This window comes from Gordonia sp. VNK1 (genome assembly GCF_040049135.1).
Taxonomy (GTDB): domain Bacteria; phylum Actinomycetota; class Actinomycetes; order Mycobacteriales; family Mycobacteriaceae; genus Gordonia; species Gordonia oleivorans.
On sequence record NZ_JBDZDJ010000007.1, the window covers coordinates 170,024 to 192,261 of the forward strand.

At 67.3% G+C, this 22,238-nt stretch carries 20 protein-coding genes; 8 read left to right on the top strand and 12 right to left on the bottom strand.

The genetic code is table 11. The features are described from left to right. Positions 1-2: 2 nt before the first annotated feature. From ABLE94_RS11235 to ABLE94_RS11255, 5 genes are all read right to left on the bottom strand, one after another. The gene (locus ABLE94_RS11235; protein ID WP_348804766.1) at positions 3-677 is read right to left on the bottom strand and encodes a heme-binding beta-barrel domain-containing protein; all 675 of its coding nucleotides are present in this window, start codon (positions 675-677) and stop codon (positions 3-5) included. Between the two features lie 338 nt (positions 678-1,015). After that, positions 1,016-2,185: a hypothetical protein gene (locus tag ABLE94_RS11240; RefSeq protein WP_348808757.1), complete on the bottom strand. Its 1,170-nt coding sequence runs from the start codon at positions 2,183-2,185 to the stop codon at positions 1,016-1,018. 359 nt (positions 2,186-2,544) lie between these two features. Then, on the bottom strand, positions 2,545-2,850 hold the full coding sequence (locus tag ABLE94_RS11245; protein WP_348804768.1) for a DUF1416 domain-containing protein: 306 nt from the start codon (positions 2,848-2,850) through the stop codon (positions 2,545-2,547). Between the two features lie 2 nt (positions 2,851-2,852). Continuing rightward, the gene (locus ABLE94_RS11250; RefSeq protein ID WP_348808758.1) at positions 2,853-3,692 is read right to left on the bottom strand and encodes a sulfurtransferase; all 840 of its coding nucleotides are present in this window, start codon (positions 3,690-3,692) and stop codon (positions 2,853-2,855) included. Between the two features lie 348 nt (positions 3,693-4,040). After that, a complete protein-coding gene (locus ABLE94_RS11255; RefSeq protein ID WP_348808759.1) occupies positions 4,041-5,006 on the bottom strand; it encodes an LmeA family phospholipid-binding protein in 966 nt (321 codons plus the stop codon). Positions 5,007-5,189: 183 nt separating this feature from the next. On the opposite strand from ABLE94_RS11255, the gene ABLE94_RS11260 reads away from it, so the two are divergent. Genes ABLE94_RS11260 through ABLE94_RS11270 form a run of 3 tightly spaced genes read left to right on the top strand, consistent with a single transcriptional unit; the run spans position 5,190 to position 7,950 of the window. Continuing rightward, positions 5,190-5,978: a winged helix-turn-helix transcriptional regulator gene (locus ABLE94_RS11260; protein ID WP_348804771.1), complete on the top strand. Its 789-nt coding sequence runs from the start codon at positions 5,190-5,192 to the stop codon at positions 5,976-5,978. A gap of 6 nt (positions 5,979-5,984) precedes the next feature. Continuing rightward, on the top strand, positions 5,985-6,935 hold the full coding sequence (mshD, locus tag ABLE94_RS11265) for a mycothiol synthase (RefSeq protein ID WP_348808760.1): 951 nt from the start codon (positions 5,985-5,987) through the stop codon (positions 6,933-6,935). Next, entirely contained in the window at positions 6,928-7,950 is a 1,023-nt protein-coding gene (locus ABLE94_RS11270) for an endonuclease/exonuclease/phosphatase family protein (protein WP_348808761.1), read from the top strand. The genes mshD and ABLE94_RS11270 overlap by 8 nt, the downstream gene beginning before the upstream one ends. 293 nt (positions 7,951-8,243) lie before the next feature. Here ABLE94_RS11270 and ABLE94_RS11275 read toward each other — a convergent pair whose 3' ends face one another. Further along, complete coding sequence (locus tag ABLE94_RS11275; protein ID WP_348808762.1) at positions 8,244-9,374, bottom strand: LLM class flavin-dependent oxidoreductase; 1,131 nt, start codon at positions 9,372-9,374, stop codon at positions 8,244-8,246. 29 nt (positions 9,375-9,403) lie between these two features. On the opposite strand from ABLE94_RS11275, the gene ABLE94_RS11280 reads away from it, so the two are divergent. Continuing rightward, a complete protein-coding gene (locus tag ABLE94_RS11280; protein WP_348808763.1) occupies positions 9,404-10,192 on the top strand; it encodes an arylamine N-acetyltransferase family protein in 789 nt (262 codons plus the stop codon). On the opposite strand, the gene ABLE94_RS11285 is transcribed toward ABLE94_RS11280, so the two are convergent. After that, positions 10,170-11,369 carry a 4-hydroxybenzoate 3-monooxygenase gene (locus ABLE94_RS11285; RefSeq protein WP_348808764.1) on the bottom strand — a complete coding sequence of 400 codons (1,200 nt, stop codon included), beginning with the start codon at positions 11,367-11,369 and terminating at the stop codon, positions 10,170-10,172. The two genes, ABLE94_RS11280 and ABLE94_RS11285, sit on opposite strands and share 23 nt — an antisense overlap. 73 nt (positions 11,370-11,442) lie before the next feature. Next, positions 11,443-12,714 carry a hypothetical protein gene (locus ABLE94_RS11290; protein WP_348808765.1) on the bottom strand — a complete coding sequence of 424 codons (1,272 nt, stop codon included), beginning with the start codon at positions 12,712-12,714 and terminating at the stop codon, positions 11,443-11,445. A gap of 242 nt (positions 12,715-12,956) precedes the next feature. Between ABLE94_RS11290 and pstS the strand changes: the two genes are divergently transcribed. The 4 genes from pstS to pstB all read left to right on the top strand — a co-directional run bounded on the left by pstS (position 12,957) and on the right by pstB (position 16,982). After that, positions 12,957-14,078: a phosphate ABC transporter substrate-binding protein PstS gene (gene pstS / locus ABLE94_RS11295; protein ID WP_348808766.1), complete on the top strand. Its 1,122-nt coding sequence runs from the start codon at positions 12,957-12,959 to the stop codon at positions 14,076-14,078. Positions 14,079-14,112: 34 nt separating this feature from the next. After that, positions 14,113-15,198: a phosphate ABC transporter permease subunit PstC gene (gene pstC, locus ABLE94_RS11300; RefSeq protein WP_348808767.1), complete on the top strand. Its 1,086-nt coding sequence runs from the start codon at positions 14,113-14,115 to the stop codon at positions 15,196-15,198. Continuing rightward, complete coding sequence (pstA, locus tag ABLE94_RS11305) at positions 15,195-16,127, top strand: phosphate ABC transporter permease PstA (RefSeq protein WP_348808768.1); 933 nt, start codon at positions 15,195-15,197, stop codon at positions 16,125-16,127. The genes pstC and pstA overlap by 4 nt, the downstream gene beginning before the upstream one ends. A 78-nt stretch (positions 16,128-16,205) precedes the next feature. Further along, positions 16,206-16,982 carry a phosphate ABC transporter ATP-binding protein PstB gene (pstB, locus tag ABLE94_RS11310; RefSeq protein ID WP_348808769.1) on the top strand — a complete coding sequence of 259 codons (777 nt, stop codon included), beginning with the start codon at positions 16,206-16,208 and terminating at the stop codon, positions 16,980-16,982. A gap of 70 nt (positions 16,983-17,052) precedes the next feature. Here pstB and ABLE94_RS11315 read toward each other — a convergent pair whose 3' ends face one another. The 4 genes from ABLE94_RS11315 to dusB all read right to left on the bottom strand — a co-directional run bounded on the left by ABLE94_RS11315 (position 17,053) and on the right by dusB (position 22,202). Beyond that, positions 17,053-17,208 (bottom strand): hypothetical protein, encoded by a 156-nt coding sequence (locus tag ABLE94_RS11315; protein ID WP_348808770.1) that lies wholly within the window; start codon positions 17,206-17,208, stop codon positions 17,053-17,055. Positions 17,209-17,415: 207 nt separating this feature from the next. Beyond that, on the bottom strand, positions 17,416-18,072 hold the full coding sequence (phoU, locus tag ABLE94_RS11320; protein WP_348808771.1) for a phosphate signaling complex protein PhoU: 657 nt from the start codon (positions 18,070-18,072) through the stop codon (positions 17,416-17,418). 66 nt (positions 18,073-18,138) lie between these two features. Then, positions 18,139-20,511 carry an LCP family glycopolymer transferase gene (locus ABLE94_RS11325; protein ID WP_348808772.1) on the bottom strand — a complete coding sequence of 791 codons (2,373 nt, stop codon included), beginning with the start codon at positions 20,509-20,511 and terminating at the stop codon, positions 18,139-18,141. Positions 20,512-21,017: 506 nt separating this feature from the next. Continuing rightward, entirely contained in the window at positions 21,018-22,202 is a 1,185-nt protein-coding gene (gene dusB / locus ABLE94_RS11330) for a tRNA dihydrouridine synthase DusB (RefSeq protein WP_348804887.1), read from the bottom strand. Positions 22,203-22,238: the final 36 nt, after the last annotated feature.

The window sequence follows — 22,238 nt, forward strand, 5'->3', positions numbered from 1 at the left end:
GGTTATCCGACGTGACGTCGCAACTTGGCGGACAGGCGCGGGACGAAGTCGCCGTCGGCGTCGACGCGCTCCTCGACGTAGGCGAGGTCACCGTCGGGGACGAGACCGTAGAGTCGGCGTGCACCGCCGGCATGCGGTCCGGTCGCCGACTTGATGACGACGTCGGTGGTCAGATTCCACGACGTCTGATTGAGCGGTTGACCGTAGAAGACCTCGACCCAGCCCTCGGCGTGGGCCAGGAGGAGTTCGATGGTGTCGTCGTCGCCGATCCGCCAGTAACCGGTCTCCCGGAGGTCGGGGCGCACGTAGTGGGCGTCCTCGTCGATGACCCACGAGCGTGATTCCCAGTTGAGGAAGTTCTGCCCGTCGTGGCTGACGACGATCTGCTGTGAGAAGTGGTACTCGTCGCCGGTGTGCGGGTTGCGGGCCTCGCCCTCCCCACGCCAGACGCCGACCAGCGGCAGCAGTCCGAGCAGACCCGGATGCAGATCGGGGCCCGCGCGGAGGTTGGAGGTGTCGATCGGCAGGGGCAGGTCATCCCAGGTGGGGACGTTGCGCTCGCGGCTGCCGGATTCGACGGCCCGCGCCTCGGCCTGACTGATCGCCTCGTCACCCGACCGGCGAGGCGCGTCGGCGCCGGTGCCGTCGGGCTGTGACTCCTCGGGAGGGAGGGTCACGACTCGTCGTTGACCAGGCGGTAGATGACGTACAGCGCGAACCAGACGATCAGCAGCGAGGCCAGACCCAGGAGGATTTCGAAGAAGAGGACCACGGGTCGGAGTCTACCTCTCGCGGTGTTGCGCACCGTCCTCGGACCGACCGAGTGCAACGTGGATCACTCGCCGGATTTGTGCGCGGCGGGTGGCGTCGGGTGTGTGCGGAAGTGGGGGAGGAATCTTCCTCCCCCGGGTGCGCGATCTTCCCCCAGAAAGTTCTGCCGGAAACAGCAGAAAGTGGGGGAAGAGATCTCTTCCCCCACTTTCTCCTCGGTCCGATGTCGTCGTCGGCCGACCCGTCAGCTGCCGAACAGCCCACCGATGCCGGGAACGCCGGTCGTCAACGTGCAGCCGGGGCCGTACGCCATCCGGTAGACCGCGCACTTGGCGTTGCGGTCGTCGAGGCGGATGACGGTGCCGTGCCGGGTGCGGCCCGGGCCGCCCGCGGTGGTGATGGGCGTCGGATTCGACCACGGCCCACTCGGCGACGGCGCCGTCGAGTAGTAGATCGCGCGACCACCGTAGATCTTGTCGGTGTAGAGGTAGTAGGTGCCGCCGAGGCGAGTCATGCTCGGCCCCTCCTGCACATTCGCCGCGCACGCCACGTCGCGATGCCACGGCCCGGTGAACGATCCCGAACGCCACACCTCGTTACAGGTGCCGTCGCGTTTGATCGTCAGGTACTTGGTGCCGCCGCGCTCGAAGAACGAGCCGTCGATCCGGTCCTTGGCGCCCGGATTGAGGGCGATGCGATTGGCCGGCCCGGCGTTGAAGACGATGTTCTTCCCAAGCGGAACGCCACGGCCGCGGCCGGCGGCGTTGACGTCGAGTTGGTTGACGCGCACCACATACGGCGTCATGCGGTCGGCGCCGACCTGGCCGCGGAAGTGCCCGAAGTATCCGGCGGTGAACACGATGTAGATGCTGCCGTCGGCGGCGCGGTACCAATCCGGTGCGACGATGTCGCGGCCGCCGGGCGCCGAGGTCAGCGGAATGCCGGCGTAGAGGCCGTTGTTGAACTGTCGCCCTTCGGGTCTCGCCCAGTTCTTGCCATCCCGCGACACCCCGATCATCGGCCAGAAGCGGCCGTCCTTGCGCGGCCAGTTCGACAGCATCCAGAAGTAGCCGTTGTGATAGATGATCGACGGGTCGCTCATCGGGTTCTGACCGCGACGGTACGGCGTCGACAGGTACGTGAACTTCTTGCCATCGGTGGAGTAATACATGGTGTCGGTCAGGTCGGCGTCACTGGAGAAGAAGGTGCCGACGAGGACGTCGCGGCTCGCGAACTGCGCGAAGGTCGGTGGTGCCGCGTGCGCGGGCGGCGCGATCTGTGTTGCGGCCGCGGCGAATGCCAGGGCCAGGACGGCCGCGACTCGACGCAGGGCGCGGGTCGCGAGTCGGCCGGTGATCCGGTCGGATGTCGGATCATTGTGTGTGCGAACAGAATTCGGCCAGAGTTGTACCATCGAACCGATAACCTTCCAGTGCCGGCGAACGGCCGGATTCTTCACGTATGGAAGGTGAAGCTAACACGGGCGCAAGGGGAATTGGCGGCCGCGGACGTGGGGGCGGGCGCAAGAATCGTCCGATCGGACCAACGGGTGCCGCACGAATGGGGGACACCAGAAGTGGGGGAGGAATCTTCCTCCCCCGGGTGCGCGATGTTCCCCCAGAAAGTTCTGCCGGAAACAGCAGAAAGTGGGGGAAGAGATCTCTTCCCCCACTTTCTCCTCGGGCGGCGGGGCGGGTGACGACGGCCCCCGGAAACGACGGAGGCCCGGTCACCACCAGGGTGACCGGGCCTCGATTGTCTTGCGGGACAGCCTTACTTGGCGACGGTGATGTCGTGGCTGTGCACGCCCGGACCCTCCGGGCTCACGGTGACGTCGCCGTTGCCGACCGAGCTGAGCGCACGCAGCGTCCAGGTGCCGGGGGCGGCGAAGAAACGGAAATCGCCGGTGGGGCTGGCGACGACCTCGGCGGTGAACTCGCCGGTCGAATCCAGCAACCGCACGAAGGCGCCGGCCACCGGGCTACCGGAGCCGTCGGTGACCTGTCCGGTCAGGACGGTCTCCTTCTCGACGTCGACGCCCGCGGGCAGCTTCTGTCCCTGCTTGGGTGCAGCACACATACTTACTTTCCTTCTCCCAGTTCAACCGGAACGCCGACCAGCGAACCGTATTCGGTCCAGCTGCCGTCGTAGTTCTTCACATTCTTATGGCCCAGCAGCTCCTGCAGCACGAACCAGGTGTGGCTGGAACGCTCGCCGATGCGGCAGTAGGCGATGGTCTCCTTCTCGCCGTCGAGGCCGGCCTCGGCATACAGCGCGGCGAGGTCCTCGTCGGAGCGGAAGGTGCCGTCCTCGTTGGCGGCCTTGCTCCACGGCACGTTGATGGCGCCGGGGATGTGGCCGGGACGCTGGCTCTGCTCCTGCGGGAGGTGGGCCGGCGCCAGGATCTTGCCGGAGAACTCGTCGGGGCTACGGACGTCGACCAGGTTCTTCACGTCGATGGCCTCGACGACCTCGTCGCGGAAGGCGCGGATGGTGTTGTCCGGGTCGGCGGCCTTGTACTCGGTGACCGGACGGCTCACGGCGTCGGTCGACAGCGGACGGCCGTCGAGTTCCCACTTCTTGCGGCCTCCGTCGAGCAGCTTCACGTCCTGGTGGCCGTAGAGCTTGAAGTACCAGTAGGCGTAGGCGGCGAACCAGTTGTTGTTGCCGCCGTAGAGCACGACGGTGTCGTCGCCCGCGATACCGCGCTCGGAGAGCAGCTTGGAGAACTGCTCGCGGTCGACGAAGTCACGACGGACCGGATCCTGCAGATCGGTCTTCCAGTCGATCTTGACCGCGCCCTCGATGTGGCCGCCGTCGTAGGCGCTGGTGTCCTCGTCGACCTCGACGAAGACGACCTTGTCGGTGTGCAGGTTCTGCTCAGCCCAATCGGCGCTGACCAGGACGTCGGAACGTGCCATGGATTTTCCTCCCGGATACATGGGTGTGGGATAGGGGAAATGAAGATGAAGGCGTCGGCGTCGGATTGCCGAAGACTTCGGCGGACGATGACGGTCACAACGCTCGATGCGCGTTGGTCGCCCAGAGCTCACAGAATGTGCGCCGTGCCGACCGTCATCGATAGGTGAGCGTGCCGGCGCGATGCGCCACGATCACCGTGTACAGCGACAGCAACAGTCGGCGACGCGACAGAAGTCGATCGCCCGGCGGCGGGTGAGCAAGAACTCACGGCGCTGTTGCATGCCCACGAGGGTACAACAGCGCCCCGGCCGCACCGCAATCGCGTCGGTGGTCTGCGGTCGCGGTGATCAGAACCGGTCGGGCCGCAGGTCACGGGGGCCGGACTCGGCGGTGAGCATGATGTCGCTGCCGGCGCTGTGCGCGCCGGTGGCGGGCAGATCCCACGGTATCGGCAGCGGCGGCAGGGTCCGGGTGAATCTGTCGAGCACGGCGTCACGCATCTGTTGTGCCCCATCGCCGGACAGTTCCGCGGACACCACGTGTTCCTCGGGGCCGGTGTAGAAGCCGGTGGCCTGCAGATGGAGTCTGCCGTCGACGACCGACAGGTCGACGGTGACGCTGACCCTGGTGTGCGCACCGGGGTACTCCGACGCCGACGGGGCCCGCGTCGGGTCGGGTACGCCGCCGGGCTCGGGTGCCGACGACGGCGGCAGCGCGACCGTGCCGGTGAGCACGACGCCCGTGCTGCGTTCCAGATTCCCGAACTGCGGACCGCCCCCGCCGACGCGGTCGGGGGTCGCGGGGGTGTTGACGCTCAGGTCGAGGATGCCCAGCATCCGGCCCAGGTTCACCGAGTTCAGCAGCGAATACGCGGTCACCGACGACGTCCGCATCACCTCGGTCGGGCCGATGTCGAAGCCGTCGTCGACGGTGACCGGGCCGAGGGTGGCGCCGAGTTCGGCGAAACAGTCCGGTGCCTGCGGATACGTGCACCCGGACACGGGTACTCCGCGTGCGGTGATGACGATGCCGGTGAACTCGCCGTCGGTGGCGTGGCGTAGGAACGGGAACCCGCCGAGGGTGACCTCGGGGCGGTACTCGATGCCCGGTGCGGTGGCCAGCGACGTCGACAGCCGATGCTCGGCGCGGCTCGCGGCCACGGTGTCGGTGACGAAGGCGCCGACGACGATCACCAGCGCCACGATGACGGCGACGATCACGGTGCGCCGCAGCCGACGAGCCGGCGTCCCGGCGGGCGAATCGTCCGAGTTCACGGCGTCCGCGTCGGCCTTGTTAACAGCAGAGCGCGACATTGCGGCTATTCTGTCACCTGTCGCGCACATGTTGGTAAGGCGGAGTAAACATGCCGAGCCGTCGGCGCGACCGATCGTTCGCCTCAGTGTCGAGGTGGCCGAACGGGGGAGAATGCCCCCGGGGTCACTCGCCGCGGGGACGAGAGGTGCTTCGGGCGCGACTGAGGAAGATCGGAGTATTGCGTGGATCTCCTACTGTTGACCGCCGATCCCAATCCGGAGTCGGTTCTGCCGTCGTTGGCGCTGCTCGCGCACACGGTACGGGTTGCTCCGACAGAGGTGTCGTCGTTGATGGAGGCGAGCAACGCCGACGTTGCCATCGTGGATGCCAGGACGGATCTGGCCGCGGCCCGGGGCCTGTGCCGGCTGCTGGGCAGCACCGGTTCGGCGGTGCCGGTGGCGGCCGTGCTGACCGAGGGTGGGCTGGTGGCGGTGAATGCCGACTGGGGGCTCGACGAGTTCCTGTTGCCGGCAACCGGACCGGCCGAACTCGACGCGCGACTGCGATTGCTGGTCATGCGCACCCGCGGGGTGACCGCCGAAGAGGCGTCGGGCAAGGTGACGCTGGGTGAGCTGGTGATCGATGAGGGCACCTACACCGCGCGGCTGCGTGGGCGGCCACTGGATCTGACCTACAAGGAATTCGAACTCCTGAAGTACCTCGCGCAGAACGCGGGCCGGGTCTTCACCCGGGCGCAACTGTTGCAGGAGGTGTGGGGTTATGACTTCTTCGGCGGCACCCGCACCGTCGACGTCCACGTGCGGCGGCTTCGGGCCAAGCTCGGCAGCGACCACGAATCGCTCATCGGTACCGTCCGCAACGTCGGCTACAAGGCGGTGCGGCCCAGCCGTGGACGCGCCGGCGGCCCGGACACCACGGTCGACGACCTCGACGACGACCTCGGTCCGGACCTGCTCGAGGACGAACCCGTTGAACCCGCAGACGAGGAAATCAGTGCCACGGGAGGCTGACCACCAGTGACATCACCGTTCGGCGATACGACGATTCCGGATGAGCCGACCGTCAGCGAGGTGGTGTCCCCGCAGGTCGCGGCGCATGCGCGTCGTCTGGTGGCCGCCGCAGCGGAGGTCGACGGGGTGGCGCCGCTGTCCGAACAGGCTGTGCACGCGATCGACGGCACCCCCGGCGTGCGCCACGTCGTGTCGGCGGCCGGGTACGCGAACATCACGCCCGGACGCGACGACGAGCCCGCGATGATCGAGGCGGTCATCGATCCGGAGCTCCGGCGTCGGGGACACGGTCGGGCGCTACTCGAGGTGGCGTTCGCCGCGGCACGCGAACTCGATGCCGACGGAGCACCCCGGGCGTGGGCCCACGGCGATCTTCCCGGCGCGCAGGCGCTGGCCGAGGCCATGGGTCTTTCCCGACGCCGTGAGCTGCTGCAACTGTTGCGTACCGGCGGCGCCGGGTACGGAGTGAGCGGGCCGGATGTCTCGGGCGCCTCGAGACTTGATCCGCTCGTCGTGCCTGCCGATATCGAGCTGCGCACCTACGCCGGGCCGGCCGACGACCCGGAGATCCTGCGGGTCAACAACGCCGCCTTCGCCTGGCATCCGGAACAGGGCGGCTGGGCGCCCGAACAGATCACCGAGCGGGTGCAGGCCGACTGGTTCGACCCGGCCGGCCTGTTCCTGGCGTTCGACACCGCCGCTCCCGACACCCTTCTGGGATTTCACTGGACCAAGACGCAGAGCCCGACACTCGGCGAGGTGTACATCGTCGGTGTCGATCCGGCCGCGCAGGGTCGTGGGCTGGGCCGGTTGCTGACGCTGGCCGGACTGCACTACTTCGCCGACCGGGGCATCGACGACGTGATGCTCTACGTCGAGGGCGACAACACCGCGGCCCTGCACACCTATGAGCGGTTGGGATTCGCGCGGCACGCCATCGACGTCGCCTATGGCTGAACCGGTCGTGGGTGTCGATGGTGCGCCGCCGGGTCGGCGGACTCCGGGACCGCGGGGCCGGCGGTTGCTGCGGGCTGCGGCCACCGTCGTGGGGGTGTCGGCGGTATTCGCCTGCGCGGCAGGGGTGTTCGCGCACTACTCCGGATTCGTCAGTTCGACGGCGAGCCGCGTCGCCGCCTTCACTCCCGTGTTGGTGATCGTCGGCGTCGTCGGATTCGTCGTACTGCTGCTCGCGCGGCGGTGGATCGTCGCGGGCATTGCGGCTCTCGTGGTGGTGGCCGGCGTGGTGACGCAGGCGCCGCTCTATGTGGGAGCGTCGTCCGCGGCGGACTCCGATCTGGTTGTCATGCAGGCGAATATCTACCTCGGTCAGGCCGACATCGTGTCGCTGGCCTCGACGGTACGGGCCGAGGACGTCGACCTCCTGACCATCGTCGAACTCACCGAGGGTGCGTTGAATCGCATCGAAGTGTCGGATCTCGCTGTGGCGCTGCCGTATTCGTTCACCCATGCGTTGCCCGACGGCCGGGGTGTCGGGATCTTCTCGAAGTATCCACTCGTCGACGGGCGCGTACTCGACGGTTTCCGCCTCGGGAATGTGCGCGCGGAAACCGACCTTCCCGGCCACGGCCGCACTGCGGTGTACGCGCTGCATCCGCTGCCGCCCTGGCCGGAGGCCGCGTGGCGATGGGATCTCGAGATGAGTCGACTATCCGACATCCTTGCGGCCGAGGCACTTCCGACGATCGTCGGTGCTGACATGAACTCCACCTGGGATCATCGGCCGTTCCGTAGGATGCTCGCCGGATACGGACCCGACACGTCGCCGGATCTGCTCGACGCCGCCGAGGTGGTGGGTGCCGGTTTTGTGCCGACCTACCCGGCGGACAAGGCGATTCCGCCGCTACTGACCATCGATCACGTGCTGACGCGCGGCGGTCTGCAACCCACGTCCATGCACACGGTGACCTTGGTGGGCTCCGATCACCGCGGTGTGGTGGCGACGGTGCGGTAGGGCTCGATCGGCGGGTTGCGCAGGTTCGCAGCGTTTTTCGTTGATCGAGGTGGGCTTTTCGTTGGTCGAGCCGAAGCGCCGGTGAGGTTACTTTGTTGGTCGAGCCGACCGGAGCGTTAGCCGCCGCGTTGAGCTCCGTCGAAACGGAGGTCGTGTCGAGGCCTGGTGGGGTGGGGCTGGGAGGTGTTGGGCTGGTTGGGTTGTCGGGTTGCGGTGGTCTCGAGGCTCGTCGCCCTGGGGGCTCCTCGCGCTTCGACCGGCGAATGGGTGGCTCGGCCGGCAGGCGGGGACGCTCAGGCCACCGCGGTGGTCGCCGGGTTTCTCAACAGCGGGAGCAGGAGGTCGGCGGCGATCTCGGCCTCGGCGGCCAGCGGCCAGCCGGACAGAATCCAGATGTCGATCCCTGCTTGTTCGGCGAGTGAATTCATGGTGGCCGCGACGTTCCCGGCGCTGCCGACGAAGTAGGTTCCGGTGCCCTTGCCCGCGATGTCGAATGGTGGTTCGGCGGCGGTCCAGGTGGTCAGACCGGCAGCCATATTCGGTGCGTACTCCAGGAGCTCTCGGCCGGGGATGCGTCCGGCGCGCAGGGCGTCAATGCGGCCCTGCACCTGTGGGTCGTCGCTGGAGATCTCGCCGAGCCCGGGGAAGCCGAAGCTGCGCAGGTTGCGGTCGGCGGTGGCCAGGACGGTTTCGGGTCGGGTCCTGCTCAACTGGGATTCGAACCGTTCCCACGCCTCGTCGTCGGTCTCCCGGACGATGACGCTGGCGAGCACGCCGAACCGCAGCGTGCGGCCACGCTCGGATGCGGCGGCCCGGACCCGGTCGAACAGTCCCGTCAACTCCGACGGGGGAGCCATGAACGACAGGTAGACGTCGAGCACCTCCGCGGCGTGCCAGATGCCCTCCGGGGAGGCGCCCGTGCCCCACACCTCGATGCCGCCGGGCTGACGTGGACCCGGGATGGCCGGTTTGTACCGCGGGCCGTAGGAGAAGAACTCGCCGTCGTAGGCCTCGGTCTCGTCGGCGTAGAGCCGTTTGACCTGCCGCCAGTACTCCGCCGACAGCCGATACCGCTCCGCCTTCGACTCGCGGCGTCCGTACCGCGCGAGCACCGGGTCGGCGCCGTTGACCTGGTTGAAGATCCGTCGCCCGCCGGAGTACTGGTCGAAGACCTGGGCCTCCTCGGCGAGTTGCGCCGGTGGCTTGACACCCGGGTACACCGGGATGAGGAATCGCAGGTTGTCGGTGCCGGGCACCAGCGCGATCGGTTCGCGGGCGGTGGTGAGGGCGCCGGAGAAGCCCAGGCGGTCCAGGGTCTGGGCCTGATGGCGGATCACCTCGAGGGTCGGCTCGACGCGCAGCGCCGGTTCCCACGGCACGTCGCCGTCGGTCGGATTGATGTACCAGAAGACCTCAGGAGCCATGGTTAGTGAGGGTAGCCTACCCTGTTGGAGTGGATCATTTGCGCCCCGAAACAACGCGCGCGGTCTTCTCGTTGCCCGCGTATCTCGACCGGATCGGAATCGACGCACCCGCCTCGCGCGGTGCCGAACTGGTCGCGCAGGTGGCCGCCGCACAACACGCACGAATCCCCTTCGAGAATCTCGACATCCACCGCGGTATTCCCGTCGAGTCCGAGGAATCGGCGATCGTGGCACGACTCGTCGACGGCCGGCGCGGCGGGATCTGCTACGAGCTGAACGGGCTGCTGGCCATGGCCTTGCGGGCGCTGGGCCTCGAGGCGCAGGTGATCGGCGCACGCGTGGACGCCGGTGGGCAACCGGGTCCGCCCCTGGGCCATATGGCCGTCATCGTCGCCGTCGACGGCCTCACCCTGCTGGTCGATGTGGGCTTCGGCGGCGAGCGTGTCTGCCGCCCCGTCGATCTCACATCCGCGCACGACCGCCGCGTCGACGTCGGCTCCGCTGCCTATGTACTCGAATCCCACCCTCGTCCCCTCGTCGATTTCGAGGCGATGGCGTGGTGGCACAGTACCTCTCCACGGTCGCGGTTCACCCGCTCGGTGATCTGCACACTGCCCGACGGCGACGGCCGTCGGACACTCACCGACGCCGACGTGCCCGGGCGCTTTCGGCTGATCGTCACCGACGGTGAGCTCCGCAGTGAGTCGATCCTCGATCCGGTCGCGGCGCGGCAGGCGTGTCTCCGCGACTTCGGCGTCGATCTGGCCGAGATGCCGCTGGGCGTGGCGGACTTCGCTACTCGGCCCGCCACGGCGTAGGGAACGGCAGGCCCAGGTAGACCTCACCGAGGCCGTGCTGTTCGGCGTCGGACTCGGCCCATCGCTGCAGTCGTGCCCGACGCAACTCCCAGTCGAAGGGGTCGTCGGTGAAGCGGTGCAGAATCGAGGTCAGGGTCCAGGAGAAGTTCTGTGCCTGCCAGATTCGCGGCAGGGCGGTGTCGGTGTAGGCCTCCAGCCCGGACCGATCGCCGGTGCGGTAGAACAGTCCGAGGGCGTGGGAGAGAACGCACGCATCCGACACCGCGAGATTGAGTCCCTTCGCCCCGGTCGGCGGCACGATGTGGGCGGCGTCGCCGAGCAGGAACAGCGACCCGGTCTGCATGCGTTCGGTGACGACGCTACGCAGCGGCGCCAGGCTGCGATCGAAGATCTCGCCGGTCTCGAGTTCCGGATGATCGTCGGAAGCGCTGCGCCGCTTCAACTCCGACCAGATGCGGTCGTCGGGCCAGTCGGCGAGGTCGGTGTCGGCCGGTACCTGGAGGTACTGCCGCGTGATGTGTGTGCCGCGCATGCTGTGCACCGACAGTCCGTCGGGATGCGCACAGTACATGCCCTCCTCGGTCACCGGCGTGGTGCGGGCCAGGATGCCGAGCCAGGCGAACGGATACACCCGTTCGAGGGTGCGAACGGTTGCCGGAAGGTAGCTGCGGGTGACGCCGTGGAAGCCGTCGCAGCCGGCGACGATGTCGGCGACGAGGCGTTGCGGTTCGCCGTCGACGACATAGGTGATCTCGCTTGTCGCCGAATCGATTCCGTCGACCTCGACGTCCTGCGCCTCGAAGACCAGCGGTAGTCCCGCAGCCTTGCGGGCGTCGATGAGGTCGGCCACGATCTCGGCCTGCCCGTAGACGTAGGCATGTCGGCCGTCGAAGCGGTGGAAGTCGAGACGATGGGTGGTGCGGTCGAAACGCAGATAGAATCCGTTGTGCACCAGCGCCTCCCGATGCAGCCGATCGGCCACACCGAGTTCGGTGAGGATGTCGACGGTGGTGTTCTCGATGACGCCGGCCCGGACGCGGGCGCGAACGTACTCCTCGGAACGAGCCTCGAGAACCACGGCGTCGATGCCCTGGAGGGCGAGCATCTGACCGAGTGCGAGCCCCGCGGGTCCGGCGCCGATGATGGCCACCTGGCAGCGTTGAGATGGTGCGGACATGGCGTGGAAACCTCCTGGCGTGGCACGCGGTCGGCGTGAGTTTTGGGCGAAAAGTGTTGAGATGACGCGGTGCTCAGGTCATCGACGCCAGCTCGAGCATGCGCAGGGGAAGAAGGTTCATCGCCGTGTCGACAGCGTCGCCGGGCACGACCGCGTCGAAATATGCTGTCGCGACCGACATCCCACCACCCACCATGGCGGTGGTCACGGTGATTCCATACGGCGTCGGTGGATCGGCGACCGCGAGCACCTGCGCGCGCTCGTCGTCGAGCCACCGCCACCGATCCTCCGAGCCGGGGATGTGACCGACGCTCGAGTGCAGCAGGTGCACCGACGACGGGGATGTCGGGGCTGCGGGACGGTGGCTCGGAAACATCGCCGCGAGCCGCGTCTTCGCCTCGGTGGCAACGAGATTGGCCACCGGACGACCGATCCGGGCGGCCTCGGTGAGCTCGTGATGCAGCCGAGTCGGATCGGTGCCGGGGGCAACCTCGAAGGCGAGCCCCGCGGAGAAGTTCGCCAGGGTCGACCGGTCCTCCGGCAGGTAGGCGCGGGCGTCGAACGGTGCGGTGACGACGGGATCGAGTGCCACCCCGGCGGTGTCGAGGACGTCGACGAGGGCGGCGGTGGTCAGCGCATACAGGGTGACCCCCGGGCGGTGCTCGTCCCGTGCGGACCGCACCGCGGCGACGGTGTCCGACGGGATGCGCAGGGCGTGGGCGCGGGGGCGTCGCGACACGGAAACATCCGGCTGCACAACAGTTCTCGTCGATGACGAGAGCGGTCTGGGCGGTGTGCGATCGGGTCGGCGGGTCAGCCGGGCGAGCGCGACGAGACGTCTCGGATCGGCGGCGATCCGCGCCGAGGCCACGGCGAGGGGAGGGAGCCGGTGGCGATAGCGATGCCACAGTCGATCGTCGGTGGGATCGGCAACGCCCAGAGCGACATCGACGACGGTGTGCATGAGTCGGGCATCGCCCAGCCCGTGATCGAAGTCGATGGCCACGTGATCGCCGCCGATCGCGACCCGCAACGGTTCGTCACCGCGGGTGCGCACCTCGTCGAGCAGGCGCAACGGATCGTCGCCGGGATCGACCGCGGTACGCACGACGTGACCCTCGGCCGCGGGGTCCAAGGGCCACCTGCTCGACTCCGGAGAAGGTCGCAGGCCGATCCGGGACCACGCGCCGCGGGCGGCCAGCGCCGCGAGACGATCGGCCGCGTCGGGCACCGCGGGCGTCGCCACCGGACCGAACACCAGGGCCGATCGGCGACGGCTGTGGTGCCGGTCGATCGGCGACGCGCGGATGGCCGCGCGGTCGGTGTCGGAACGTGGTCTGCCCATGAGAATCAGAAGGACTTTACCAAGGCTTACCTAAGTGAAGCTCGACGGCTGCCCGCTACCCGTCTCGCCGTGACGGCGACAACAGTCCCGATGGCCATCTACCCGGATCCGCGTGTCGGGGATGTCCAATTCATCTTCCGTTCACCTTCGGTGCGCGGGCCGTCCATCGGCGGACCCTAGGGTTGTCCCGACCGGGCGCCCCGCGGGGGGTTGTCGTGTTCTGATGCTGGAGGAACCTGAAAGTGAAATTGAGTCGTACGGGTGCAGTCGTCGCCGCGATGGCGGCCAGCTCCGCCCTCGTCCTCGGTGCGTGTAGCAGCAATGCCGACAAGGACGACACGAGCGCCGCGCCGGCCTCGGCCGTGGCCGACATCCAGTGCCAGGGCAAGCAGTCGCTGAAGGCCAGCGGCTCCACCGCCCAGGCCAACGCCATGAAGATCTTCTCCACCTCGTTCGCCAAGACGTGCCCGGGGTACGAACTCTCCTACGGTGGCGGCGGCTCCGGCCAGGGCGTCTCCGACTTCAACCAGGGCCTCACCGACTTCGGTGGCTCCGACTCCCCGCTGAAGGGTGACGAGATCTCGGCCGCGGCCCAGCGCTGCAGCTCCGAGGCCTGGCAGCTGCCGCTGGTGTTCGGCCCAATCGCGGTCGCCTACAACGTCGAGGGTGTCGACAACCTGGCGCTGTCGGGTGCGACCCTGTCGAAGATCTTCAGTGGTGAGGCCAAGACCTGGAACGATCCGGCGATCGCCGCCGACAACCCCGGCGTCACCCTCCCGTCGACCCCGATCAACGTGATCTACCGCGCCGACTCCTCGGGCACCACCGACAACTTCCAGAAGTACCTGACCGCGGCCGGCGGCTGGACCAAGGGCACCGGCAAGACCTTCAACGGCGGTGTCGGTGAGGGCAAGCAGGGCAACCCGGGCGTGGGTTCGGCCGTGAAGCCGACCCCCGGTTCGATCGCCTACGTCGAGTGGGCCTACGCCCAGTCGAATCAGCTGTCGATGGCCAAGATCATCACCGATCAGGATCCCACCGGTGTGGCCCTGACCGCGGAGGCCGGTGGCAAGACCATCGAGTCGGCGACCCTGGCCAACGGTCCGGACAACCACAACATGGTGATCGACACCTCGTCCTTCTACAAGCCCACTCAGGCCGGTGCTTACCCGATCGTTCTGGCAACATATTCGATCGTGTGCTCCAAGTACTCTGACGCCTCCGTCGGTCAGGGTGTGAAGACCTTCCTGTCGGTGGCCGCCGCGCCGCAGAACCAGGGACAGGAACTGGTCAACGCCGGCTACATCCCGCTGCCGACCGAGTTCCAGCAGAAGCTGCAGGCATCGATCAACGCGATCCAGTAGCAAGTACCAACCACCACGATGCGAGATAAGAGTTATGTCTGTGGATGACACCACCGGACTGGGCCGGACTTCGGCGGGCAAACCGTCGGAGTCCGGCTCCACGCCGGACGAGCCCAACCAGTTACCGCCCGAGCAAAAGCAGGAACTGCAGGAACAGCTCCACCCCGGCCTGAAAAGCCACCGGGGCGCGGTCGGCGACCGCGTCTTCTCCTACCTCGCTCGTGGGACCGGTTTCTTCGTGATCGTGCTGATCGCGGGGATCGGCATCACGCTCGTCGTCGACGCGATCCCGTCGATCGCGGCGAACACCACGACCTTCCTGTTCTCCTCGGAATGGAATGTCGCCCAGAGCAACTTCGACGAGGGCACCGTCAGATTCGGTGTGTGGGAACTGTTCCGCGCCACCGTGCTGACGTCGTTCTTCGCGCTCGTCATCGCCACCCCGATCGCGATCGGCATCGCGGTCTTCCTCGTCGAGTACGCGCCCCGCCGGATCTCCCGTCCGCTCGGTGCGGTCATCGACCTGCTGGCCGCGGTGCCCTCGATCATCTTCGGTCTCTGGGGTATCTACATCCTGGCGCCGTTCATCGCACCGTTCGCCGAATGGCTGAACAGCAGTCTCGGCTGGTTCTTCCTGTTCGGGACCGGTAGCACGTCGATCGCCGGTGGCGGCACCATCTTCACCGCCGGCATCGTGCTGGCGATCATGATGCTGCCGATCATTGCCTCCATCACCCGAGAGGTGTTGCGGCAGACGCCGAGTGGCCAGAAGGAAGCGGCCATGGCGCTCGGCGCCACCAAGTGGGAGGTCATCCGGATGACCTCGTTCCCGTACGGCCGATCCGGCATGATCGCCGCCGCGATGCTGGCCCTCGGGCGTGCGCTCGGCGAGACGATCGCGGTGATGATCATCTTGAGCGCGGCCGTCGGACGCCTCAAGTGGTCGCTGTTCGAGGGTGGCGACACCTTCGCCTCGAAGATCGCCCGCGACGTCGGCGAATTCGTCGGCAGTCGCGACACTCAGAGCGCCTACATCGCCGCCGGCCTGGTGCTCTTCGTTCTCACGTTCGTGGTCAACGCGGTCGCCCGTGCGGTCGCCGGCGGAAAGGTGAACGGATGACCATCACAGCCGACGAAGCGGCCTCCGGTGGCGGTCCCGTCAAACAGGCCCCCAGCGCATTCCGCGAGGTCTCGCTGAGCCGCAAGGCCAAGAACAATGCGGCCAAGATCGCCTTCATCGCCTGCTTCGCGCTCGGGGTGATCCCGCTGGTGTGGTTGCTGTGGACCGTCATCTCGCAGGGCGCACAGGCGATCACCGATCCCAACTGGTGGTTCGGCGATGCCTACGGCATCGACACCACCACCCAGTACGGCGCAGGTGTGGCACCGGCGATCGTGGGGTCGATCATCCAGGCGTTGATCGCGGCCATCATCTCGGTGCCCATCGCCGTCCTCACGGCCATCATGCTGGTCGAGTACCCGACGTCGAAGCTCGTCAAGCCGGTCAGTTTCATGGTCGACATCCTCGCCGGAGTGCCGTCGATCGTCGCGACGCTGTTCATCTTCACGGTGTTCGTCATCGGACTGTCGATGGGGCAGAGCGCCTTCATGGTGAGCCTGGCACTGATCCTGCTGATGATCCCGATCGTGGTGCGCTCCACCGAGGAGATGCTCAAACTCGTCCCCGACGAATTGCGTGAGGCGTCCTACGCCCTGGGTATCCCCAAGTGGAAAACCATTGTGCGCGTGGTTATTCCGACGGCGCTGTCGGGGATGCTCTCGGGTATCTTCCTCGCGATCGCCCGCATCATGGGTGAGACCGCCCCGGTGCTCATCCTCGCCGGGCCGGCCAGCTCGCTGGTGAAGACCAATCCCTTTGAGGGCGGCATGAATTCGCTGCCGCTGTTCATCAAGGACGTGTGGTCGGCGAGCCAGCCGGCGTCGTCGTTCTACTACTGGGGCGCGGCACTGACGCTGATCATCATCATCGCCGTTCTCAACGTCATCGCCGCGTTGCTGGCGAAGTACCTGGCGCCCAAGACCAAATAGACCCGCGGTGCGCGCCGCCCGGCGCGCACCCACCGGGTCTCATCCACCAGTTCATCCAGACTTCCCAAAGGTAGTGCCATGGCCAAGCGCCTCGACATCAAAGATCTGAACATCTACTACGGCAAGTTCCACGCCGTGAAGGACGTGACGCTGTCGGTGCCGCCGCGCAGCATCACCGCATTCATCGGACCGTCCGGTTGCGGCAAGTCCACCGTGCTGCGCACCCTCAACCGCATGCACGAGGAGATTCCCGGCGCCTACGCGGTCGGCAGCGTGCTCCTCGACGGCGAGGACATCTACGCCAAAGAGGTCAATCCGACCGCGGTGCGCACCACCATCGGCATGGTGTTCCAGCGTCCGAATCCGTTCCCCACGATGTCGATTCGCGACAACGTGGTGGCCGGCCTGAAACTGCAGGGCATCCGCAACAAGTCCGAACTGGCCGAGGTGTGCGAACGCAGCCTCAAGGGTGCGAATCTGTGGGATGAGGTCAAGGATCGTCTCGACAAGCCCGGTGGCGGCCTGTCCGGTGGTCAGCAGCAGCGTCTGTGCATCGCCCGCGCCATCGCGGTGTCGCCGGACGTGTTGCTGATGGACGAGCCGTGCTCGGCGCTCGACCCGATCTCGACGCTGGCCATCGAGGACCTGATGGGTGAGCTCAAGAAGGACTACACCATCGTCATCGTCACCCACAACATGCAACAGGCCGCCCGCGTGAGTGACCAGACCGCGTTCTTCAACCTCGACGGCGTCGGCAAGCCCGGTCAGCTCGTGGAGATCAACGACACCGAGACGATGTTCTCCAACCCCACCAAGCGGGAGACCGAGGACTACATCTCGGGCCGTTTCGGATAGGCCGGACCGCCCACCTTCGGCGGCCCTACGACACAGAAATCCCCGATCGCCCACGGCGGTCGGGGATTCCTCACATGTTGAGGTAGAGGATCACCAGCAGTGCGAGCAGCGACGCGATCACGCCCCCGTAGATGACGAGCTGTCGGGCACCGAGGTGATGGTGTCGGGAGTCATCGTCGTCGGACACGGCATTGAAGTCCGGTTCGGCGGGGTAGCGCAGGCCCATGGGCTGTTACCCTAACCGCTCGCCGATGTGCGTCGCACATTCTGAGACGATGTACCACACGCGGCATATGAGTGGTCGGGGTCACAATGTCTGGGTCACGGTGGGCGCAGACGGTGGGGCGCAGACGGTAGGGGGCACAGACGGCGATCGGCGCCGACGCACGAGACGTCGACGCCGATCACCGGCCGGAAGGAACCGCGCGGAGATTCAGACCTCAAGGTCCTCGAGGGTCTTGCCGGTCGCCTGGAAGACCACCCGCCGGCCGATGAGGACGGCGTGGTCGGCGAAACGCTCGTAGTAACGCCCCAGCAGGGTGATGTCGACGGCGGCGGCGACGCCGTGATTCCATTCGCGATCCATCATCACCGTGAAGAGGTGACGGTGCAGATCGTCCATCGAATCGTCGTCCTCTTCGAGGCGCGCGGCGGCCTGCGGATCGAGGGTTTCCAGCGCCTCACGGGCGTTGTGCGCGAGGATCACCGCCAGGCGACCCATCTCGGCGAAGTACCCGGCGACCTCCTCGGGGAGGGCCTTGGCGGGATGGCGACGCCGGGCCACCTTGGCGACGTGCAGCGCCAGGGCGCACATGCGGTCGGCGTCGGAGACGATCTGCAGGGCGCTGACGATACCGCGCAGATCACCCGCGACCGGATTCTGCAGCGCCAGCAATGCGAAGGCCTGCTCCTCGGCCTGCGCGGTGAGCTCACTCATCCGCTCGTCTTCACTGATGACATCCTCGGCGATCGCGAGATCGGCCTGGAGAAGGGACTGGGTGGCACGTTCCATCGCCGAGCCGGCGAGGTCGCACATCTCACCCAGAATGGCGTTCAGAACGCGCAGTTGTTCCTGGTAGGCGGTACGCATGTATCAAGGCTACTGGGTACGGGGTGCCGAGGCCCTCTTCTGGGCGGTGAACTCCCAGTGAACGCCTCAGGAGCACGTGGTGTCGCCGGCGTTGGTGATCGCCAGATCGTTGGGCAGGTCGCCGGTATTGGCGGCCGGCGGCAACGATGACACCGACAGCGTGGTGCCCACCGACGGCGCGGTGCCGACCGTACCGTCGAACTCCGATCCCAGGATCACCTCGACACCGGAGCGGACGGTGCGATCGAGTTGGATCGAGGCACCCGGGAACATCTCGGCCAGGGTCGCCGCGGAGTCCTGGGAACCGGTGCCGTAGCGGATCACCGTGTCGGTGCGGTTCTCCGACGCGTCGGCCACGCCCTGCACGTTGAATCCCTGCCCGTAGAGCTGATCGGAGACCTCGCTGGCGATCCCGTCGCGTCCGGTGCCGTTGAGCACCCGGACCTCGACGTTGCCCGGGTTCTGGGCGGTCGCCGACACATTCGTGGGTGCGGCCGTGGTGGTCGTCGTCGACGTCGACGAGCTCGAGCTGGACGTCCGTTCGGCCTGCTCGCCGGGCAGTGGTCGGTCATCGATGATCGCGTTGAAGATCGCGTCGATGGCCTCGGTGTTGGGTAGCTCGTTGTTGCTGCCGTCGGTGGCGGTGCCGGTCGTCGGGATCGTGATGAATGAGACCCGTCCGGCCTCGATGCCCTGCATCGACTCGGCGAGCTTCAGCAACGACTCGGTGTTGACGTTGTCGACGTAGCTGTAGTCGATGAACGTGTTGACGATCGAGTTGAGTTTGCTCGGATTGGTCAGCACATTGCCCGACAGTGTCGATCGCAGCAGCGACGACATGAACAGCTGCTGGCGTTTGATGCGGCCGTAGTCACCGTTGCCCTCGGTGGACACGGTTCGTGCCCGCACGTAGTTCAGTGCGCGTCGGCCGGTCAGTTTCTGCTTGCCGGGCTTGCGCAGGATCTGACCGAGTTCGTAGTCGTAGAGCGGCTGCGTGGAGCACACCTCGACACCGCCGACGGCGTTGACGACCTTCTCGAAGCCGTAGAAGTCCATCGCGATGAAGTGGTTGATGTTCAGACCGCTCATCTGGGTGATCACACGCACCAGGCATTGCGGCCCGCCGAGGGCGTAGACGCTGTTCAGCTTGACCTCGGTCTGTGCGGGCAACGGATCGCCGTAGGTGCCGTTGTCGTTGTCCCACTGCTGGCATTCGGGCTGATCGACCTGCAGGTCACGCGGGAACGAGACGGCCACGACGCGGCTGCGGTCGGCCGGGATGTTCACCAGGATCACGGTGTCCGAGCGGGCGCCCTCGGCGTCGGCGGTGGTGCCGGCGCCGACGTCGCCGTTCTGGCCGCTGCGGGTGTCGGTGCCGACGATCAGGTAGTTCTCGTCGCCGTACTGGGCGTTCTTGTCGCGGATGTTGCCGTCGTTCGGGTCGACGGCGATGATGTTGCGCCAGTTACCGTTCCACGACTTCAGATAGCCCCACACGAATCCGGTGCCGACCAGCGCCATGATGCAGGCGACCGAGACCAGGATGCGCCCGGTCATGGTGGCGTTGCGGCTCAGCGATTGTTTGCGGGTCCGTCCGGCGAGTCGACGCGGTCGGGACCGGGCGACCTTGGTCAGGTCCGGGGTGCGCTCCATCGGTGCAGCGGCGACCGTCTCGGGTGACGCGGTGTGCGGAGCCGGGGCGACGGGCGTGAAGGCGTCGTCGTCGGTGGGGGCTGCGGACGCGGCGACGGCCTCGGTTGGCGTGTTGTCGGCGGGGGCGTCCTGGTTTCCTGCGGAGGATTCGCCGGCGGCGGTCTCCTCGGGCGCGACGGGGCCACCGACCGGTTGTCCGCCCTGGGCGCGGGACTCCTCGATGGCCCGGCGCGTCGTCGCACGATCGGACAGGTCGGGGCCCGGGCCGTCGGCACTGACCGGCGGGATCTTCTGCGTGACGTCATTGCCCTCGACGCGCGGTATCGGCGGCAGCGCCGTGGTGGGGGCGTCAGGTCGGGGTGGCTCGGGCCGGGTCGGCTCGGGGCGGTGTTGCTCGGGGCGGGGCGGGGCCGGCTGATGATTGCTGCGGGCGGGACGGAAGCGTGAGCGGGCGGTCGGGATGGCCTGCGTCGGCGATTCGTCGGCGGGACCACCCTGGTGGGCGCGATTGCCGTCGGGATGCTCGCCGGCGGCGTTCATCTGTTCCATCAGCTCGCGCACGGTGATGCGGTTGCGGCCGCGGACGAAGCGGTCGGCGGAGCGTGGTTCGCGCAGGCGGTCGGATTCGGGGGTCTCGCCGGCCGGTGGTGCGGAGAACATCGAACCGAGGTCGTCGCCGGAGCCGCCGCGGTTCTCGCGACGGCGTCGCCCGCCGGCGGTTTCGCGCCCGGCGGTGGGCTCGTCGTCGCCCGATGCGCCGCCCCTGTTACGCGTCCAACGACTCAACTGACAGATCCTCATCCCCCGCTACTTGGTGAACCACGGCGTCGGGGGTTGACGCCTGCGGCACGTACCTCTGGTGGAACCTGCCGCGGCAGGGCCTTGCGACATCGTACTTGGTCGAGGCTGAGAGGCATCCTCAGCTCACGGCTCGTGTGATGTGGGGTGCCCTTCTCCGGCGTTGACAGCGCTCTCGCCATCACTGACGGCGCTTTCCGAGTCACCGACGGCGCTCTCGCTATCACTGACGGCGCTTTGCGTGCCGTCGACAGCGCTCTCTCGGGAGTTGAGAGCGCTCTTTCTGTCACCGACAGCGCTTTGTTCGACGCCGACTCGTTCAGATGTAGGGCACATGAGCGCGGTGAACGACGTGCAGAGCGCTGTCAGTGATGAGGAAAGCGCTGTGAACGACGTGGCAAGCGCTGTCAACGCAGGGAAGAGCGCTGTCAACGCGGGACAGGGCGCTGTCAGTGATGAGGAGAGCGCTGTCAACGCGGCGGGGGAGCGACCGCTCAGCCGCCGGAGTGCATGACTTCGGCGCCCTCGGGGACGACGTCCTCGTACGGGTCGTCGAGCCATCCCTCGGGGAGGGCGACCTTCGCGGGTGATCCCTGCCGGCCGCGTGGGCCGTGGCCGTCCTCGGGGAAGGGGGCATCGGCCGGCAGTGACGCGACGAGTTCACGTAGCTCGTCGAGCGTGGTCACCAGTGAAAGGCGTTGCCGCAGATCCGAACCCGCGGGAAAGCCACGTAGGTACCAGGCCACGTGCTTGCGGATCTCGCGCATCCCCTTGTCCTCACCGTGATGATCGGCGAGGAGTTGGCCGTGGCGGACGATGATCGCGGCGACGTCGCCGAGTGTCGGTTGCGCCGGTGCCGGCAGACCGTTGAGTTCGGCGGCGAGTTCGGCGAACAGCCACGGCCGGCCCAGGCAGCCACGTCCGATGACGACGCCGTCGCAGCCGGTCTGGTTCATCATCGCCACCGCGTCGGCCGGTTCGAAGATGTCGCCGTTGCCGAGGACGGGAACCTCGGTCACGTGGTCCTTCAGCCGGGCGATCTCGCCCCAGTCGGCCTCACCGGAGTACCGCTGGGATGCGGTACGCGCATGCAGCGCAACGGCTTTCGCTCCCTCTGCGGCCGCGATACGCCCGGCGTCGAGGTGGGTGTGATGCTCGTCGTCGATACCGATGCGGAACTTGACGGTGACCGGGATATCGGTGCCCTCGACCGCGCGGACGGCGGCGGCGACGATTTTCTGGAACAGCACCCGCTTGAACGGGATGGCCGATCCGCCGCCTTTGCGGGTGACCTTGGGGACGGGACAGCCGAAGTTCATGTCGATGTGGTCGGCGAGACCCTGGTCGACGATCATCTTCGCGGCCTCGTAGGTGTAGCGCGGGTCGACCGTGTAGAGCTGCATCGACCGCGGGTTCTCGTCCGGGCCGAACGTGGTCATGTGCATCGTGACCGGGTGCCGTTCGACCAGGGCGCGGGCGGTGACCATCTCGCACACATAGAGTCCCGACACGGTCCCGGTGCGGGCCAGCTCGAGCTCGCGGCACAACGTCCGGAACGCCACGTTGGTGACGCCGGCCATCGGGGCCAGCACGACGGGGCTGGCGAGTTCGATGGACCCGATACGCAGCGGCGTCGCGCGGGTGGCAGACGACAGCGCACCGGCGCCCTCGGTGGAGATGGAGGGCGCCGGCGCGGTGATCGGGTGCGTGGTGGT